The organism is Edaphobacter dinghuensis, assembly GCF_014640335.1.
Taxonomy (GTDB): Bacteria; Acidobacteriota; Terriglobia; order Terriglobales; family Acidobacteriaceae; genus Edaphobacter; species Edaphobacter dinghuensis.
In genome coordinates, this window is the sequence record NZ_BMGT01000004.1 from 414,717 (window position 1) to 433,328 (window position 18,612).

At 56.0% G+C, this 18,612-nt stretch carries 9 protein-coding genes; 5 read left to right on the forward strand and 4 right to left on the reverse strand.

Going from position 1 to position 18,612, the window contains the following annotated elements; genetic code table 11:
- Positions 1-41: 41 nt before the first annotated feature.
- From IEW09_RS18020 to IEW09_RS18035, 4 genes are all read right to left on the reverse strand, one after another.
- Positions 42-770, reverse strand: coding sequence for a hypothetical protein (locus tag IEW09_RS18020; RefSeq protein WP_188555638.1), 729 nt, complete (start codon positions 768-770; stop codon positions 42-44).
- Positions 771-852: 82 nt separating this feature from the next.
- Positions 853-2,067 (reverse strand): hypothetical protein, encoded by a 1,215-nt coding sequence (locus IEW09_RS18025; protein ID WP_188555639.1) that lies wholly within the window; start codon positions 2,065-2,067, stop codon positions 853-855.
- A gap of 100 nt (positions 2,068-2,167) precedes the next feature.
- Positions 2,168-5,545 carry a maltose alpha-D-glucosyltransferase gene (gene treS / locus IEW09_RS18030; protein ID WP_188555640.1) on the reverse strand — a complete coding sequence of 1,126 codons (3,378 nt, stop codon included), beginning with the start codon at positions 5,543-5,545 and terminating at the stop codon, positions 2,168-2,170.
- On the reverse strand, positions 5,542-7,587 hold the full coding sequence (locus tag IEW09_RS18035) for an alpha-1,4-glucan--maltose-1-phosphate maltosyltransferase (protein ID WP_188555641.1): 2,046 nt from the start codon (positions 7,585-7,587) through the stop codon (positions 5,542-5,544). Before IEW09_RS18035 ends, treS begins: the two co-directional genes overlap by 4 nt.
- Before the next feature lie 161 nt (positions 7,588-7,748).
- On the opposite strand from IEW09_RS18035, the gene IEW09_RS18040 reads away from it, so the two are divergent.
- The 5 genes from IEW09_RS18040 to IEW09_RS18815 all read left to right on the forward strand — a co-directional run bounded on the left by IEW09_RS18040 (position 7,749) and on the right by IEW09_RS18815 (position 18,547).
- Positions 7,749-9,566 (forward strand): glycoside hydrolase family 15 protein, encoded by a 1,818-nt coding sequence (locus tag IEW09_RS18040; RefSeq protein WP_188555642.1) that lies wholly within the window; start codon positions 7,749-7,751, stop codon positions 9,564-9,566.
- Positions 9,567-9,667: 101 nt separating this feature from the next.
- Complete coding sequence (gene treY, locus IEW09_RS18045; RefSeq protein WP_188555643.1) at positions 9,668-12,379, forward strand: malto-oligosyltrehalose synthase; 2,712 nt, start codon at positions 9,668-9,670, stop codon at positions 12,377-12,379.
- Positions 12,372-14,120 (forward strand): malto-oligosyltrehalose trehalohydrolase, encoded by a 1,749-nt coding sequence (treZ, locus tag IEW09_RS18050; protein WP_188555644.1) that lies wholly within the window; start codon positions 12,372-12,374, stop codon positions 14,118-14,120. Before treY ends, treZ begins: the two co-directional genes overlap by 8 nt.
- Positions 14,121-14,366: 246 nt before the next feature.
- Entirely contained in the window at positions 14,367-15,551 is a 1,185-nt protein-coding gene (locus IEW09_RS18055; protein ID WP_229739426.1) for a DUF5666 domain-containing protein, read from the forward strand.
- Between the two features lie 98 nt (positions 15,552-15,649).
- Entirely contained in the window at positions 15,650-18,547 is a 2,898-nt protein-coding gene (locus tag IEW09_RS18815) for a TonB-dependent receptor (protein ID WP_188555645.1), read from the forward strand.
- Positions 18,548-18,612 lie beyond the last annotated feature (65 nt).

The following is an 18,612-nucleotide window of genomic DNA, read 5'->3' on the forward strand; positions in this document are numbered from 1 at the left end:
GCTGAGGCTGCGCCCTTTTTATAGACAACTAAGAGCGTGGCTTAGAAGTGGCGCAGCGGCTCGGATGACGTGGGGGACTCCGGAGTGGCTGCTGTAGCGTCGGTGCGCTCTACATTTTTTTCGAGAGAACGACTGACCATCTCGCGAGAGCCCAGACCGACAGCAAGGGCGAGCGTAAGCACGATGCCGCCGAAGAGGATGCCGAAGGCGAGCTCGACGATGGCTCCGCCGATCTCCAGGTGGTCGAGCACCATGGCTGCGGTGAGCACAAGAACCAGCCATTTGATACCAAGCGAGAGAAAGCGTGCGTACTGGAGGCGGGCATTGACTGCGCCGATGAGAACCGAACGCTCCAGAAACCGCGCAATAAGATTGCCGATGATGAGAAGGACGATAGCGCCGACGGAGTGGGTGAGGTAGGGAAGCAGGAAGGTCGAGATCTGCGATCCGTTGGAGGAGGCGTCGAAGGCTGAGATGCCGATGATGAAGCCCAGGACCACGCAGGCCCAGAAGACGATGCGTGCGACAAGCAGCGTGGGACTGCCGGAGGGAGACCAGTCGGAGAGCGCATCCGTGGAGTTGCGTGCGAGCCGCTCATCGAACTTGGCGGAGATAAGGATGCGGCGCAGAATTGCAGCCAGAACCGCACCAACCAGGGCAAGCACGATGACCGCGACGAGCAGGGCGAGCAGGCCGGGGAGGAAGCTCGCGAGTTTGAAGAGCACTCGGTGGGCGGACTGGCTTAGTGCGCTATGAACTTGTTGCCACATGGGGTCTTCTCCTTTGATGCCAGCTATCAGCATTGAGACATTCACTTCTAGCTGCTTGCTTATTTCTTTTGCCGGGGCGTCCTCATGGATTAAAACGGTCGGGCCAGCGCCAGCGGGATACGAGATAAGGTTTGTCGGCCTCGAAGGCGGCGGCGAGATCCTGAATATGCTTTTCGGGCGGCGTGCCATTGCCGGTGAGGACAAGATGGGAGGCGACCCAGGCAAGATAAAGCGGTGTTAGCGCACCGAGCAGGTGGCCACGGTTGATGGTGCGCAGGCGGTAAGCCAGGGCGAAGTCGTAGATGATGCGCGCCCACAGGCTGTCGGGCATGTTGAAGCTGGCCGCCGGTGTGACGGAGAGGCGCTTAAGTCCGAGCAGTGAGTTTGGCGGCAGGACGAGCGACCAGATCTCGTGCAGGTTAGCGTAAGCGAGATGGAAGGCATCGAGCATTGGCGCGATGTCTGGGGCTTCCGCAGGAGTGGTAGACGGGGCAAAGGGCCGTACGGGCTGCGCACCTCGCGCACGTTGCCAGAAGGCGGCTTTGGTGTCGATTTCGTTGAAGAGCGAGCCGCCGATCTGTGCAAGTAGTGTATTGAGATCTGCTGTCGCCGGTTGCGGAAGCGTGCGGAGGCCGATGTCGATTTCGGCGATGGTGTAGTTTGAGGTGGCAGCCTCCACCGAGGCCCACAGCAGAGCCTCATTCTGATTGGTGGATGTAAATCTTTGTGCAACTGCGGCGAGCCGCTCTGCCATACGCAGAGAGAGAGCTAGATCGATAGCGAGAGGAAAGCGAGGTCGAATGCAGAAGAGCGCACGAGTAACCGGATAGAGAATGGCGGAGTTGACGAGACCTTCGCGAGGGCCAAGGTTGTAGTGCGCCATGGCGAGGTCGGTGTTCGACCCTGTGACCGATGCAGCGAGAGCACGGATAGCCTCAGGGGCGAGCGATTGGCATTCGGCGCCGAGCAGAAGACAGGCGCCGGCCTGGGCTTGTTCAGCACCTTTGAAGGCGTTGAGATAGTCGGCTGCGGTAAGCACCCAGTTGGTAGTCGAGGTTGCCGCCGGAGTATAGGGTACAAGTTGAATATTGGCCGGCGGCGCAGGGAGTGTGCCGTTCGACGCAGCTACGGCAGTGGCGACAAGGACGGTCTGATTGGGAAAGGCGGCGGCAAGGTTCGCCAGCATCGCCTCGAACGATCCGTTGGGCAACGGAGGAAGGCTGACGAGGAGGTTGCCTGTGGTGATGGCGGCTGTCTGCTGTGTTGCGGCGTCGATATGAGTTGGGGTGGAGGCCATCGTAGGTTTCTATTGAATATTTCCCGGATACTTTCTTAGATATGTTTCAAATGCTTCAGCGGACGGACATCTCTCAGGTCCCGTAGATACGACAGTCAGCTTACGGCAAGTTGCCCTCGCGTGGAAGAGTGAGGATGCCGGTAAGCGGGATGCGAACCCACGCCGGGCGATTGTTGAGTTCGTAGAGTAGCTCATAGAGCGCTTTTTCAAGAAGATATGCGTTGAGCAGAATGTGCGCCTGCGGAGGCTTGGGGATGAGGTTTGGATTGACGTTGATGGTTTGGCGATAAGCGTGGAGAAATTCAGTAGCCACAGCGTTCTGCCAGAGTCGCGCCCATGCTTCGAGGTTGCGGGCGTCAGCTTCATTGTTGGGCGGCCGACGCTGAGTGAAGGCGCTAAGTCCGGCGTAGGCGGCGTAGCTGAAAGAGCGAAGCATCCCGGCAACGTCCTTGAGTGGTGACTGCTTGGCGCGGCGTTCGACGAGCGGGCGCGCGGGCTCGCCTTCGAAGTCGAGGATGACATAGTCGCCATGCGAGCGGAGGACCTGGCCAAGGTGATAGTCGCCGTGAATGCGAATGCGCTGGCCGGAGGCTCCGGGAGCCGACGAGGTGATGATGTTGGCACGAGCAAAGAGATCGATGCGGCGACTGAGGAGGAGGGCGGCGCTGTCGACAGTGGCATCGTCGGTGAGATGCGACATGCCACGTTTGAGGGCGTCAAGCGTCCGCACGATCTGCGCATCGATGCGGGTGGCGTCGGCTTCGAGGTCAGAGGGCGAGAATGGCTCGGGGGAGAATGCGGCGTCTTCGGTTGGGGTGGCGAGAGCAAGGTGCATCTCGGCGGTGCGGCGGCCGAGCAGAGCGGCGGCATCGAGATAGAGGCCGGCGTGTTCGTGAGCGATCTTGTGGGATGCACTCTCTGCTTCTTTCTCAAGTGGATCGAGAAAGGAGGGTTGTTTGCCGGTATCGTGTGGCGTGGGGTTGGTGGCAGCGCTTTCGTAGTAGCGTGAGAGCTCGTCGAGAGTCCACTGCCAGCCGTCGCCCTCATTTTCGACGAGACCTTGCAGCATCGCGACGGTGATGGGTTCGGAGTTCTCTGCGGTGAGGCGAATGTCGCCGAGGAAAGGCGCGATGCGGGGGAAGTGTGCAGTCTCAGTGAGGAAGCGGCCGATCTCGGTATCTGGATTTTCACCCGGCTGCAGACGACGGAAGAGCTTCATGATGAGCTTGGCGTCATAGAGAATGGAGGTGTTCGACTGCTCGGCTGAGCCGGTACGCGCCGGAAGAGGACCAGTGCCGCGAGTCGCTGCAAAGGCAGAGCTGCTGTGGCCTTGAATGGAGCCGTGTTGCGCAGGCATCTCGCTGTTGGCTTCGATGAGTTTGAGCAGAGATTGGCGCAGGTCTTCGCGAGCTACGGCGTCGTGCAGGATAGCGGGACCGGTGGGGGTGGTCAGCGTGGCGATGATGCTGCCGGGGGTCGAGCTACGAATATTCTCGACATCTTCTCCGGTGGAAATAGTAAGCGGAAGTTGATAGATGTCCTTGGCTTCGCCTTCTGCCTGATTTTCGTATGTGATCTCAAGGAAGACGAGGGCTGCGTTGATGTTCGGTAGCTGAACCCAATCGAGAACGCAAACGGTCTTGATCGTACGCGACTTGGCTCCGAACCAGCGTTGATGCGGCAAGTAGGTGGGCAGAATTTGCTGAAGTAGTTCGAGCCCGCTACCCGTGAGCAGGCCATCGAGTGTAGGACTGAGAAGCTCGAGCGTGCGCTCGCCTTCCTGAATGGCGATGGGTTCAGGAGCTTCGGCTGCTGGTTGCAGCTCGAGCCAGAGAAAAGAGTAGGGTGAGAGCGTGAGCGCGTATGGCTGTGCCGTGATGACAGGAAAAGGCACGTAGCCCAGCATCTCCACTGGAACCATATTGGCGAACTGCGAAAGATCGAGCGAGATTGGCTGAGCGAAGCGCGAGAGATTCGCAACGCAAAGGACGATCTCGGGAGGCGTGCCATCGTTGCGGTCATAACAGCGGATGTAGGCGAGGACCTTGCGGTTTTCCGGGTTGAGGAACTCAAGCGAGCCGCGTCCGAAGACCTGGAAGAGCTTACGCAACGCGATCATGTTGCGCGTCCAGTGCAGCAGAGATGACTGGTCGCTGAGCTGGGCTTCGACATTGATGGCCTGATAGCCCCATATGGGGTCCATGATGACAGGTGCGTAGAGTCGCGCTGGGACGGCGCGAGAGAAGCCTGCGTTGCGGTCGGAGGTCCACTGCATGGGCGTGCGGACGCCATTGCGATCGCCGAGGTAGATGTTATCGCCCATGCCGATTTCGTCGCCGTAATAGAGAATTGGTGTGCCCGGAAAGCTGAAGAGCAGCGAGTTCAGTAGCTCAATGCGGTGGCGGTTGTTGTCGAGCAGAGGAGCGAGACGGCGGCGAATGCCTACGTTGATGCGCATACGCGGATCTGCGGAGTAGGCGAGATACATATAGTCGCGCTCGTCGTTGGTGACCATCTCGAGCGTCAGCTCATCATGATTGCGAAGGAAGAGGCCCCACTGGCAGTTATCAGGAATGGCCGGGGTTTGCGCCATGATGTCGGTGATGGGAAGGCGGTCTTCCTGGCGCAGCGCCATGTAGATGCGCGGCATCAGGGGAAAGTGGAAGGCCATGTGGCATTCGTCGCCTTCGCCGAAGTATGGACGAACATCGTCGGGCCACATGTTGGCTTCAGCAAGGATGGCGCGGTTTCCATATTCAGCGTCGATGACAGCGCGAATTTCTTTGATCTTGACGTGGGTTTCAGGAACATTCTCGCAACTGGTGCCGTCTCGTTCGACGAGATAGGGAATGGCGTCGAGGCGAAGAGCGTCTACTCCGAGATCGAGCCAGAAGCGCATGGCTTTAAGGACTTCTTCCATGACACGCGGATTGTCGAAGTTGAGGTCGGGTTGATGCGAGAAGAAGCGGTGCCAGTAATACTGTTGTGCGACCTCATCCCAGGTCCAGTTCGATTTTTCGGTGTCGGTGAAGATGATGCGGACACCCTCAAAGAGCCTGTCGGTGTCGGACCAGACATACATGTTGCGTTCGGGTGAATCTTTGGGGGCAAGCCGTGCGGCCTGAAACCACGGATGCTGGTCGGAGGTGTGATTGATGACCAACTCAATCATCACCTGCATGCCGCGCTGGTGGGCGGCATCGAGAAACTGCTTGAAATCATCGATGGTGCCGTAGCTGGGATTGACATCGATGTAATTGGCGATGTCGTAGCCATCGTCGCGCAGAGGTGATGGGAAGAAAGGCAGCAGCCAGATGCAGGTAACACCGAGGTCTTGCAGATAATCAAGACGTGAGAGGAGTCCACCGAAATCGCCGATACCATCATTGTTGGAGTCGGCGAAGGCGCGGACATGCAACTCATAGATGACCGCGTCTTTGTACCAGAGAGGATCGGTGGCGCTGCCGGATTTCTTCACTCAGTTGTCTCCGCCTGTGCAGGTGCTGAGGTGAGTTTAGTACCGTTTCCGTTGTTCGGGTCACGTGTGATGCGGAAGACGTGTGCGGGCATCACATCGGGACGCAGAGCGACATAGTTACTGCGGCCATGCCACTGATAGTGGGTTCCGGTCAAAAGATCTTCTACATCAAAGGCCTGACCGTGGCCGATGGCGAGGTGCTTAAGATCGAGGTCGATCCAGCCAGCCTGCTCCTGTACAGGATCGAGGTTGATTGCGACCAGAATGAGATTGTCCTCCGTTATCTTGCTATAGCAGAGGATGTGCGGGTTATCGACTGGATGGAAGTGGAGGGAGCTATCGCTTTGCAGCGCCCGATTCTCTCGTCGAATTTGGTTAAGGCGCGTGATGAGGGGGGCAAGAGAGTGTTGAGCGTTGCGGTCCCATCGGCGAATCTCATACTTTTCGCTGTTGAGATATTCTTCACTGCCGGGTTTCGCGGGAAGGTTTTCACCCAGCTCGAAGGCGGGACCGTAGATGCCGTAGTTTGCGCCAAGCGTGGCAGCGAGGATGACACGCTGCATGAAGGCGGGCCGTCCGCCGGTTTGAAGCGTTTCGTGAAGGATATCGGGCGTATTGGGCCATAGATTGGGGCGGAAGAAATCGCTGATGGGCGGTCTGGTAATTTCTTCGAAATACTGCTGCAACTCGGAGCCGGTATTACGCCAAGTGAAGTAGGTATAGGACTGGGTGAATCCTGCTTTGGCAAGCGAGTACATGACGTGTGGGCGGGTGAAGGCTTCGGCGAGGAAGATGACCCCGGGATGCTTTTTATGAATCTCGCTGATGCACCACTCCCAGAACGGCAGCGCTTTGGTATGAGGGTTGTCGACGCGAAAGATATGCACATCGTGCTGAATCCAGTAATCGAAGACATTATGCAAAGCCTGCCAGAGCGAACGCCAACTGGAGGACTCAAAGTTAAGCGGATAGATGTCCTGATATTTCTTTGGCGGATTTTCTGCATACTGAATGGACCCATCGGGTCGCTTGATAAACCAGTCAGGATGCTCCGTGACCCAGGGATGATCGGGAGAGCATTGAAAGGCAATATCGAGCGCGAGTTCCATACCATGTGTGCGAGCGGCAGTGACCAAGTGCTCGAAATCGGCTAGCGTGCCAAGCTGCTGATGGATCGCTGTGTGGCCCCCATCTTTTGCGCCGATGGCCCACGGGCTGCCCGGGTCGCCTTTAGATGCGACAACGTTGTTATTGGGGCCTTTACGGAATGCTTCGCCGATGGGATGAATCGGTGGAAGATAGAGAACGTCGAACCCCATTGCCGCGATGTCGGGTAGAAGCGCTTCGACATCTGCGAAGGTGCCGTGCCGGGAGGGATCGGTGGAGGAGGAGCGAGGAAACATCTCGTACCAAGCGGAAAAACGCGCACGTTCACGATCGACCCAGAGCGAGAGCTTCTGTTCGTAGCGTGTGGCAAGGGTAAGGTCGGGATATCGATTGACGATGTCGATCAACTTGTCGTCGATGGGATTGGTAGCCAGATCAGCTTTGTTGGCACTCTGTTGAAGAGTAGTCAGAGCCCGGCCAATGAGTTTGGCATCCGTACTCTTGGCGCGAGTTGCAGCCTCTTCAAGCAGAATAGCCCCGGTGCGGAGCGCAAGAGGAATATTTTGTGCTGCTGAGACAGCATCTGCGTTTGGATCGTGTTGAGCGGCGAGGCGCTTTTGAAGGTCTGCAAACCATGTGCCGAAGTGGTCGATCCATGCCTCGATGCTATAGCTCCAGGCCCCGAGCTTGTCTACAGTAAACGTCGCCGACCAGAGATCGTTGGTCAGTGGTCTGAGCGGAACAGATCGCCATGCCCTGTCCTTCTCGTGACGAAAGAGCAGCCGTCCGGCAATATGGTCGTGCCCGTCAGCGAAGACCGCTGCGGTCACAGTGACGCTATCGCCCAGCGTTCGCTTGGCGGAATAACGGCCGCAGCCGACTTCTGGTTGAACATCTTCAATAATGACGCGCTTGCGACCCTCAACAGGTTTCATTCAACTCAATTCCAAAGTGTGTAGATGTTAATGATTCGTTTCGACAAATGATTGGCTCTATGCATCCTACCGTTTATGAGCGAACCGCTGACTAGAGAGATGCGATTGGCTCATGTGCGGTTGCTGATGATGAAGCGCTGCCGTCAAAGAGGAAGAGACTAATGGCACGACGGAAGAAAAAAGAGGAGTTACGCTTGCATGGCGCAAGAATTGAAGACTACTGCCTGATTGGAGATTGCGAAACGGCAGCACTAGTCTCACGCGAAGGCTCGATTGACTGGCTGTGCTGGCCGACGTTTTCATCGGGAGCATGTTTTGCAGCGCTGCTGGGGACGAGTGACCATGGCTTCTGGAAGATAGCCCCGGCTGGCAAGATAAAGACGATTCGGCGGCAGTATCGGGAGCATACGCTGATTGTTGAGACAACCTTTGAGACATCAAAAGGCGAGGTATGTGTCATCGACTTCATGCCACCGCGTGACGAGCACTCCAGCCTGGTTCGAATCGTACGCGGTGTACGCGGTAAAGTTGCGATGCGAATGGATCTTGCGATCCGTTTTGACTATGGTCGTACGACTCCCTGGGTGACAAGTGTTAAGGGAGAATTACGAGCTGTGGCTGGACCCAATATGGTCGTGTTGCAGACCAAGGCTCCCCTGCACGGCAAAGGGATGACGACGGTTAGTGAATTTACGGTGAAAGCGCATGAGTCTGTGACGTTCACGCTGACGAATCTCTCCTCCCTTGCGGAGGTTCCGCCCGAGATGCCGCCGGCCAGGGCATTAGCAGAGACGCAGAGACTATGGACCGAGTGGGCGCACCGCAATCAGTACAAGGGTCCATACAAAGAGGTCATTGAGCGATCGTTGATTACGCTGAAGGCATTGAGCTATCGGCCTTCCGGCGGAATCGTCGCTGCAGTTACCACTTCGCTGCCGGAAAAGATCGGCGGCGTGCGCAACTGGGATTATCGCTATTGCTGGCTGCGTGACACGTCGTTTACGCTCCTCATCCTTATGCTGGCCGGATATGAAGAGGAAGCAGTCGCCTGGAGAAGATGGCTGTTGCGCGCTATTGCGGGCGCCCCCGATCAGGTACAGACTATCTATGGAATATGGGGCGAACGGCAGATTTTAGAGTGGGAGGCGGAGTGGCTGCCCGGCTATCGAAACTCGCGGCCCGTACGCATCGGCAATGCCGCAGTCAATCAATTTCAACTGGATGTGTTCGGAGAGGTTGCGGCTGCACTGGCGAGAACTCCAGAACCTGAAGAGAGCATTCGACTGCCTGCAACAGCGCTGCAGGCTTCGCTGGTCGATCATCTATGTGATGTATGGCGACAGCCCGACGAGGGAATCTGGGAGACGCGCGACGGCAGAAAGCACTTCACTCATTCGAAGGTAATGGCGTGGGTGGCATTGGATCGCGCGATCAAGCATCACGAAAAATTCGATGGCGGTGGAGACATTAAGCGATGGAGAAAAGTTCGCAACGAAATTCATAAAGAGGTCTGCGCCAAGGGCTTCAATAAAAAGATGAACAGCTTCGTGCAGTCTTACGGATCGAAGGAGCTGGATGCATCGTGTCTGCGGATCGCGATGGTCGGATTTCTTCCGCCTGATGATCCGCGCATCCGTGGAACAGTGGAGGCAATCGAAAAGCACCTGATGAAAGGCGGCTTTGTGCAGCGGTATAACACAAGGACGAGCGATGATGGGTTGCCCGGAGGGGAAGGAGTCTTTTTGGCGTGCAGCTTTTGGATGGTGACCAATCTTTGGCTCATCGGACGCAAAGAAGATGCGATTGTGCTCTATGAGCGACTGCTGAATCTATGCAACGATGTCGGCCTATTGTCGGAAGAGTACGATCCTGTCGGCAAACAGTTGGTAGGAAATTTTCCGCAAGCTCTTACGCATATCGCACTTGTTCATGCAGCCTATGCGATCTCGGGAATGTGGCATCCTCAAGGCAGCAAGTAGAACCTGTGTTTGCAGACAGTTGGTACAACCAAATTGATCTTGAGAGCCTCTAAAAAGAGACTGCCAAAGCTGGCCATAACTGTCTCTGTTGAGGGTAATGTTTGCGTATTCCCGGCTCTACCTATCGTTTGCAACTGCACCAGGGTTTTACGTTTGATGATGCTGCAGGTATTGTGGAGTACCTTCGTGAGCTCGGGATAACGCATGTGTACTGTTCACCTTATCTGCAGGCAGCGCCCGGAAGTACGCACGGTTACGATGTCGTCGATCATCAAAAGGTAAACGAAGAGTTGGGTGGAGCAGAGGGCCATAATCGCTTCTGCACCAGGCTGAGAGAGGTGGGACTCGGACAGGTACTCGATGTTGTACCCAACCATATGGCGTTGGGCAAAGAGAATCACTATTGGTGGGATGTGCTCGAGAACGGAACCTCCAGCCGTTACACCTCGTTCTTCGATATCGACTGGCAGCCTCAGGAAGAGCGTTTGCGCGACAAGGTGTTGGTCCCGGTGCTTGCTGATCAATATGGAAGAGTTTTGCAGACGGGCGGCATCAAGGTCTTGCGGCGCGGAGGCAGGTTCCTGGTGGAGTGTGCGGGACAGACGTTTCCGGTTTCACCAACTTCTCTGCCTGTGATCCTTGCACGCGCTGCCGAGTATGCAAAGTCCGACACGCTGAATTTTCTAGCAGCGTCGTTTGGACGTCTCCCTATGCCTGAATATGTCGATCGAAGGACAACGATTACGCGCCATCGCGACAAAGTCGTGCTATTCACATTGCTCGATCGCCTATGCGCGGAAGAGCCGGGGGTGTGCAATGCGATTGATCGCTCCGTTGCGGAGTTGAATGGGAATTTGGACGCATTGGACGACTTTCTCAATCAACAGAATTACCGGCTCTCTTATTGGAAAACGGCGGACCAACAACTTGGATATCGGCGTTTTTTCGATGTGAACTCGCTGATCGGATTGCGTGTGGAACGCGAGCACGTGTTTGAAGAAGTTCATGCGCTTGTTCTGGATTGGTTGCAGCGCGGCATTCTGGATGGCGTGCGGGTCGATCATCCAGATGGCCTGCGTGACCCGCTGGAGTATCTGCAGCGCCTGCGCGAGCGTGCTCCCGATGCATGGATCGTTGGCGAGAAGATTCTTGAGCGTGGAGAGTTTCTGCGCGAGAGCTGGCCTATCGAAGGTACGACCGGCTATGACTTCTTGAATGCCGCTGCCGGAGTGCTGGTATCGTCGCAGGGAATGGAGGAGTTGAGCAAGGTCTATCAGAATTTTTTGGGGAGCGATTTCTCTGAAGAACTTACGAATTTTTCAGTCCTGGCGCACAACAAAAAAGTCAGTGTCACCCAGGAGGGCCTGGGGAGCGATGTCAATCGCTTGACCAGTATGTTCGTTGAAATATGCGAGGCCAATCGCAATCAGCGTGATTACACGAGGGCCGAGATACGGCGGGCCATCCGTGAGATTGCTGCCTGTTTTGCAATCTATCGTACCTATGTGGTCCCGGCACGGGATGAGATTACGGATGAAGACAGGGCGTATATCTCGCATGCCGCAGAGTATGCCAAGCAGGAGCGGCAGGATATCGATGGCGGTCTTTTCGACTTTCTTCGCGATGTGCTGACGATGAGGGTGACCGGCAAGCAGGAGAGCGAATTCTTGCTGCGGTTTCAACAGTTCACCGGCCCGGTGATGGCGAAGGGCGTGGAAGATACGGCTTTGTATTGCTACAACCGTCTCTCCGCGATGAATGAGGTTGGTGGTGATCCAGGCAGCAACGGATTGAGCGTTGCGGAATTTCATGCCTATTGCGCAAAGATGCAGGCGACGCATCCGTTGACCATGACGACTCTCTCTACCCATGACACAAAGCGCGCGGAAGATGTGAGGGCGAGAATCGAGGTGCTGTCGGAGATGCCGTCGAGGTTCAGTGCGGCGATTCACCGCTGGGCGCGGATGAATAACGGGTTTCGCACCGCAAGAGCAGGCTCAGGCGCAATGCCTGATCGCAATACGGAATACCTGTACTACCAGACATTGATCGGAGCATGGCCGCTGTCGGTCGAGCGTGCGCAGGCCTATATGTTGAAAGCGGTGCGTGAGGCGAAGCAGCAGACGACATGGACCGCGAACAATAAAGAGTTCGAAGATGCACTGGCCAGATTCATCTCCGGTACATTAGCGCATACGCCGTTCCTGAAAGACTTGGAGCAGTTTGTCGATAAGGTAAAAGATGCAGGTCGCGTGAATTCTCTGGCACAGACATTGATGAAATATACGGCGCCGGGAGTGCCGGATACCTATCAGGGGACTGAGATCTGGGACCTTAGCCTGGTCGATCCGGACAACAGGCGCCCCGTGGATTACCAGGAACGTATTCGATTGATGAAGGCGTTGAAAAAGCTGCACGGCGACAATATTGCGGCGCAGGTGATGGCGCGCTCCGATGAAGGCTTGCCAAAGATGTGGGTCGTTCATCATGCGCTGCAATTGCGACGCGAAAGGCCGGAGTGGTTCGGTGCAGATGCAGCCTACACGCCATTGCCTGTGGATGGGCCGAAGAGCGAGCACGCCATCGCCTATCTCCGCGGCGATTCGCTTGCCGTAGTAGTGCCGAGGTTGACGGTGAAGCTGGGTGGAGTGTGGAGAGAGGCAAGCATCGTGCTTCCTCGGGGCAAGTGGCTCAATCTGCTGACTAAGACGGAACTGAATGGGGGCAGAGTTGCGGTTAGGAGCTTGCTGAACAGTTTTCCGGTTGCGCTGCTTGTACGCAAGGACGACAACAAGGAGCAGGGCAATGCATAAATTTACCGTTTGGGCACCAGATGCAAAGAAGGTGTCGGTAAAGATCGGCGATGTTCTGCATCCTATGAGCGGACCGAACGATGCAGGGTGGTGGAGTGCATCGGTAGACGCAGCCAATGATGGCACGGACTACGCTTTTGTGCAGAACGACGACGCGACTCCTTACCCCGATCCGCGTGGCCTGTGGCAGCCTCATGGAGTTCATGGGCCGTCGCGTGTCTACAATCATGCTGCCTTTGTATGGAACGATAGCCGCTGGCAGGGGCCGCCGCTCTCGGGTGCTGTCATCTACGAGATGCATGTGGGCACGTTCACCGCTGCGGGCACTTTTGACGCTGCGATCGAGCGGCTCAACTATCTTTTTGAGTTAGGCATTACGCACATCGAGCTGATGCCGGTTGTTGAGTTTCCAGGCAGGTTTGGTTGGGGCTACGATGGCGTCGCTTTATTTGCGGTGAATGCTCAATACGGTGGCCCAGATGGGCTGAAGAGGTTTGTCGATGCGTGTCACTCGCGAGGCCTTGCAGTGCTGATGGATGTTGTCTACAACCACTTTGGGCCTGTGGGGAACTATACGACGAAGTTTGGGCCTTATCTGACGCACCGTCACAATACGCCGTGGGGCGATGCCGTCAACTTTGAAGAGGCGGGCGCGGATGAGGTGCGGCGTTTCTTCTGTGACAACGCGCTGATGTGGATGCGTGACTATCACGTAGACGGGTTGCGGCTGGATGCGGTGCATGAGTTCATGGACCGTTCGGCGATCCATTTTATGGAGCAGCTTTCGGCCGAGGTCGAGATACTATCTTCAACGCTTGAGCGGCAGCTGGTGCTGATTGCAGAGAGCGACCTGAACAATCCCAAGGTGGTAACGCCGCGTGAAGCTGGCGGCTATGGCATGGATGCGCAATGGAGCGATGACTTTCACCACGCGCTGTTCACCATCCTTAATGTTGAAGTAGAGGGCAAAGGCTATTACGTCGACTTTGGATCATTTGAACGACTGGCGAAGGCCCTCACTTCGGTGTTTGTCTACGACGGCATCTACTCCCGCTATCGGCGGCATACGCACGGCCGCCCTGTGCATGGCTTGTCAGCACATCACTTCATCGGATTCATTCAAAATCATGATCAGGTAGGAAATCGCGCAAAGGGAGATCGCCTGGAGCACATCGTAGGAATAGCGCGTGCGAAGGTTGCCATTGGTATTGTTCTGATGTCACCCTTCATTCCCTTGATCTTTCAAGGAGAGGAGTTTGTCTCCTCCTCTCCGTTCCAGTACTTTGCGGACCATGATGAGCCGGCGATGGCTACTGCGGTGCGAGAGGGAAGGAAGCGGGAGTTCGCTGCCTTCGGATGGAACGCTGATGAGATTCCCAATCCGGATGAGCCGGCGACCTTCGAGCGGTCGAAACTGAATTGGGATGAGGTTCATCAAGGTAAACATGGAGAGATGCTGGAATGGTTTCGGCAACTCATCCGTCTGCGGCATCAGACCCCTTGCTTGAACGATGGAGATCTGAATCACCTTAAGGTCAGGTTTGACGAAGAGAAGCGATGGCTGACGATGGACCGCGGCCAGATACGCGTCCTCTGCAACCTCGGCGAGGAACCTGTGGAACTCGAGAGCCGCAGTGGATATTCTCTGTCGCTGGTCTCTCGAGACGATATTGGAATCGCCAATGACAAGGTATTGCTGCCGCCCGACAGCATTGCGATTCTCTCCGGCAAAACAATCTAGAGACGGTAGACGAAAAGCTTTACCGAAATGCTTTTGCATTTAGTTAAAGGCTTGATTAAGCTTGCCTTAAGCCTTGGACGATATCTTCGTCTTGGCATCGCTTGTTCCCGGCGTGAAATCGCCTTTAATTTAGGAAACTTTTGAGTTACTGGTTCGTCTTCCTTTAGAGACAACAACTTCCCTTGGGCTGGCACAAGCCATCCGCATATTTTGCAATAGCAAGACACATTTATAAGGACGACCACTATGGTTATCAGGCTTGGAATCTTCCGGGCATCAATCTTTGGCGCGAGTCTGCTGCTTCCCGCAGTTGGGTTTATTCCCTGTTGTACGGTTGCTCAGGCGCAGGTTGCTGCCGGGCCGAAGATTGGTACGGTGACGACCATCTCCGGCTCCACGCTGACACTGATGACCGACAGCAAGCAACAGATCACCGTTACAGTTGCGGATGGCGCTCGTGTTCTTCAACTCGCGCCCGGCAGCAAGGATCTGAAGTCTGCACAGACCATTACCCTGGGCGACGTTTCCAAGGGCGACCGCATTTTGGTCTCGGGCCAGCCCGGCAGTGATGGCATTTCCTTCACGGCCTCGCGCGTCATCTTGATGAAGGCGCAGGACATCGCACAGGTGCATGCGAAGGAGCAGGCCGACTGGCAGAGCCGTGGAACCGGCGGATTGGTAAGCGCTGTCGATGATGGATCTGGAACGATTACTGTGTCGATCGGTGCCAAAAAGGTCGCCGTTCAGACATCAAGCGCTACAACCTTTCGTCGATACTCCGGCGGATCGGTGAAGTTTGAAGACGCGCAGCCGAGCAATCTCTCGGAGATTCATGCCGGCGATCAGGTTCGTGTGCTTGGCGCGAAGTCAGATGATGGCTCGTCCATCAAGGCGGAGATTATCGTCAGCGGCTCATTCCTGCATCTGGCCGGAATGATTGCAACTATGAACGCTGCCAACGGCACGTTTACGATCAAGGATCTCGCCACCAAGAAGACGATGACCGTCAAGGTAACGGCGGACTCGGATGTTCGCAAACTGCCGCCTCAGGCAGCGGCAAGGATTGCTGCGCGAGCAAAGGGCGCCGCCCCCTCTGCAGGGCATCCCGGAGCCGGCAATGCGCGACCAGCACAGGCAAGTGCACCGGCGCCCGAAGGTGGCGAGGAACAGCGGCGATCTGCCGGTATGGATCTGTCGCAAATGTTGAGCAGGCTGCCCACGCAGACGCTTGCCGATCTTAAGGTTGGCGATGCGGTCATGATTGTGGCGTCGCAGCCAGACACTGGCAGCCCCAATGTATCGGCGGTGACGCTCTTGTCCGGCGTCGAACCGATTTTGTCCGCGACCCCCAACGGCGCGGCGACCATGAGTCTCTCGCCCTGGCAAGTTGGTGGCGGCGAACCTGACGCTGGGGGCGGATCGTCACAGTAGTGACTTCGTTCAAGAGCGGCACGCGGTATTTTCTTCGAGGAGTAGTAATGTCATTTCGCTCAGTTTTGAGGTTTGCTGTACTTTTTTCATTCGCTGTTATGCCTATGGTTGCAAGCGCTCAGCAGAAGGGAGCTACGGTACATGGAACGGTTGCTGATCCGGATGAGGCCGTTATTCCCGGCGCAACAGTTACGCTGACGCCGGCCTCCGGCAAGCCGCTGGTCACGCAGTCGCAGAGTGATGGAAGCTATGTGCTTCACAATGTTCCGGCTGGTACTTATTCCGAGACCGTCACGATGCAGGGTTTCGCGCCATTCGCCAAGTTGGCCGTAAAGATCAATCCGGGGCAATCGCTTGCTCTCGATGTGAAGATGGACATCCAGGCACAGCAGCAAGAGGTTCAGGTCACCGCGCAGACAGCGCAGGTCAGTGTCGATGCAGACAGCAATGCCAGCTCCACGGTGATCAAGGGCAAAGATCTCGATGCCTTGTCGGATGACCCCGACGAACTCTCTTCGGAGCTGACGGCATTGGCAGGGCCTTCTGCAGGTCCTAACGGCGGTCAGATCTACGTCGATGGATTTACCGGTGGCCAGTTGCCGCCGAAGTCTTCGATCCGCGAGATCCGCATCAATCAGAATCCGTTTTCGGCAGAGTACGATCGGTTGGGCTATGGTCGCGTGCAGATCTTTACCAAGCCCGGTACCGACAAGCTTCATGGCTTCTACCAGATGTCTGGAAATACCTCCGCGTTCAACAGCGGTAACCCGCTCCTCAACGCCAATCTGAGCAAGGGACAGAATCCCGTGGTTCAGCCGCCGTATCACACGCTGTTCATGTTTGGAGACGTCTCCGGCCCTCTCTCTTCCATCGCTTCCTTCACGGTAGGAGGATCGCATCGGTCGATTCAAGACAACTCGATGATCAATGCGACGGTGCTTCCATCGCAGTTTCCGTGCGCTGCGGGGCAGGCCTCCTGCAACTACCAGTCGGCGGTTTCAACTCCCAATGTAAGAACGGATATCAGCCCACGTATCGATCTTCAGTTGGGCGAGAAGAACACGCTCACGACTCGGTTTGAATATGAGCAGAGCGATCTGTCGAACCAGGGTATTGGAAACCTCAGCTTGCCATCGACGGGATATAACGAGAGCAGCTCCGAAGTCACCCTTCAGATGACGGACACACAGGTTGTAAGTTCTCGCATCATCAACGAGACCCGGTTCGAGTATCAGCGCGACCATAGCACCGAAAATCCCCTGAGCAAAGCGCCTACTATCTCAGTATCAGGAAACTTCACGGACGGCGGCGCAAATAGCGGCACCAATACTGACACTCAGAATCACTTTGAACTGCACAACTATACGTCGATCCAGCTGAAAAAGAACTTCATTCGCTTTGGTGGTCGGCTGCGGTCTACGGCGGATCAAAATACTTCAACGGCAGGCAGCAACGGACTTTTCACTTATAACTGCCTATTGGATTCGAGTACGGGTTGCGAATCTAGTTCCAATAACCCCACTGTCTCTTCATATGAGAACGGACAAGCCAGCCAGTTCAAGATCACCGATATCGTTCACCCCACAGTGAACGCAACCATGGTGGACTTGGGCGTCTACGCAGAAGATGACTGGAAGCCGATTCAGAATCTCACCTTGAGCTATGGCTTCCGCTACGAGACGCAAAACTATCTAAGAGACCACCATGATCTCGCACCGCGCATCTCGTTTGCCTATGGCCTGGGTCGCGGCCAGAAGTCGCCTAAGACAGTGCTGCGCGGCGGCTTTGGAATCTTCTATGACCGCTACATGCTCGCCAATATTCTGACCACTGTTCAATACAACGGTCAGAATCAACTGCAGACAACCTTGGCGCTTCCGAATACTGCAACCTGCTCGCCTACTAACCTGAGCGGTTGCACTGCCGGTACGCCGGGTGGCAATACGACTATTTCCGCAGCTCCCAATCTTCGGACGCCTTACTCGATGGAGTTTGCCATTGGAGCGGACCAACAGCTTCTGCGCAATGCGACTCTATCCGTAAACTATCTGAATACCCGAGGCGTGCATCAGTTTCTGAGCCAGAACGTCAATGCGCCCACCGGCACTGACAGCAGCGGCAACTTTATCTATCCGATTGCTCCCGCACCGGGTCAGGATCCAGCCGTCATCCAGCAGTATCAGTCTGAGGGCGTATACCGGCAGAACGAGTTGATCGCGAATATCAATGTCCGCGAAAGGGCCTTTACTCTCTTCGGATACTACGTGCTGAACTTTGCGAAATCTGACACGGGCGGTATCACCACGTTCCCATCGCAGCCGTATAACATTGGCGCCGACTATGGCCGCGCAGTGTTCGATCGGCGGAATCGCCTCTTCCTCGGCGGCAACGTCTCGCTGCCCTATCACATCTCTCTCAGCCCTTTCATCGTTGCCTCCTCGGGAACGCCTTACAACGTAACGCTTGGCAAGGACTTGAATGGCGACAGCGAATTTAATGATCGGCCTGCCTTTGCAGTTCCTGGTTCGACCCAGGTAAGCACGATTGCAGGTTGCGGTAGCTTCACTACTCCTGGACCGGGCAACGAGACACGGATTCCGATCAACTACTGCACCGGTCCGGCGTTGTTCGTAACCAATATCCGCGCTTCGAAGACCTTTGGTTTCGGCCCCTCCACGGCAACACCTAATCAGGGTGGTCCGGGTGGCGGTCAAGGAGGTCCTCCAGGAAGTCACGGTGGTGGTGGTCATGGCGGCGGACATGGAGGTGGTGGCGGCGGCCGAGGTGGCTTCGGCGGCAGCAGAACGGACAGAAAGTACAATCTGACGTTCTCGGCTCAGGCCCAGAACCTCTTCAACAATGCCGATTACGCAACACCGAACTCGACGATGACCGCGGCGACGTTGTTTGGAAAGTCCACACAGTTGGCGGGCAATCCTTACACCAGCAGCTCAGCGCTTCGACGTATCTCCTTGAATGTGTCGTTCCAGTTCTAGGGGATAGCAACAACGAAAAGGGCGGCCAGCGATGGCCGCCCTTTTTTATTCCCTTTCAGTAGCGA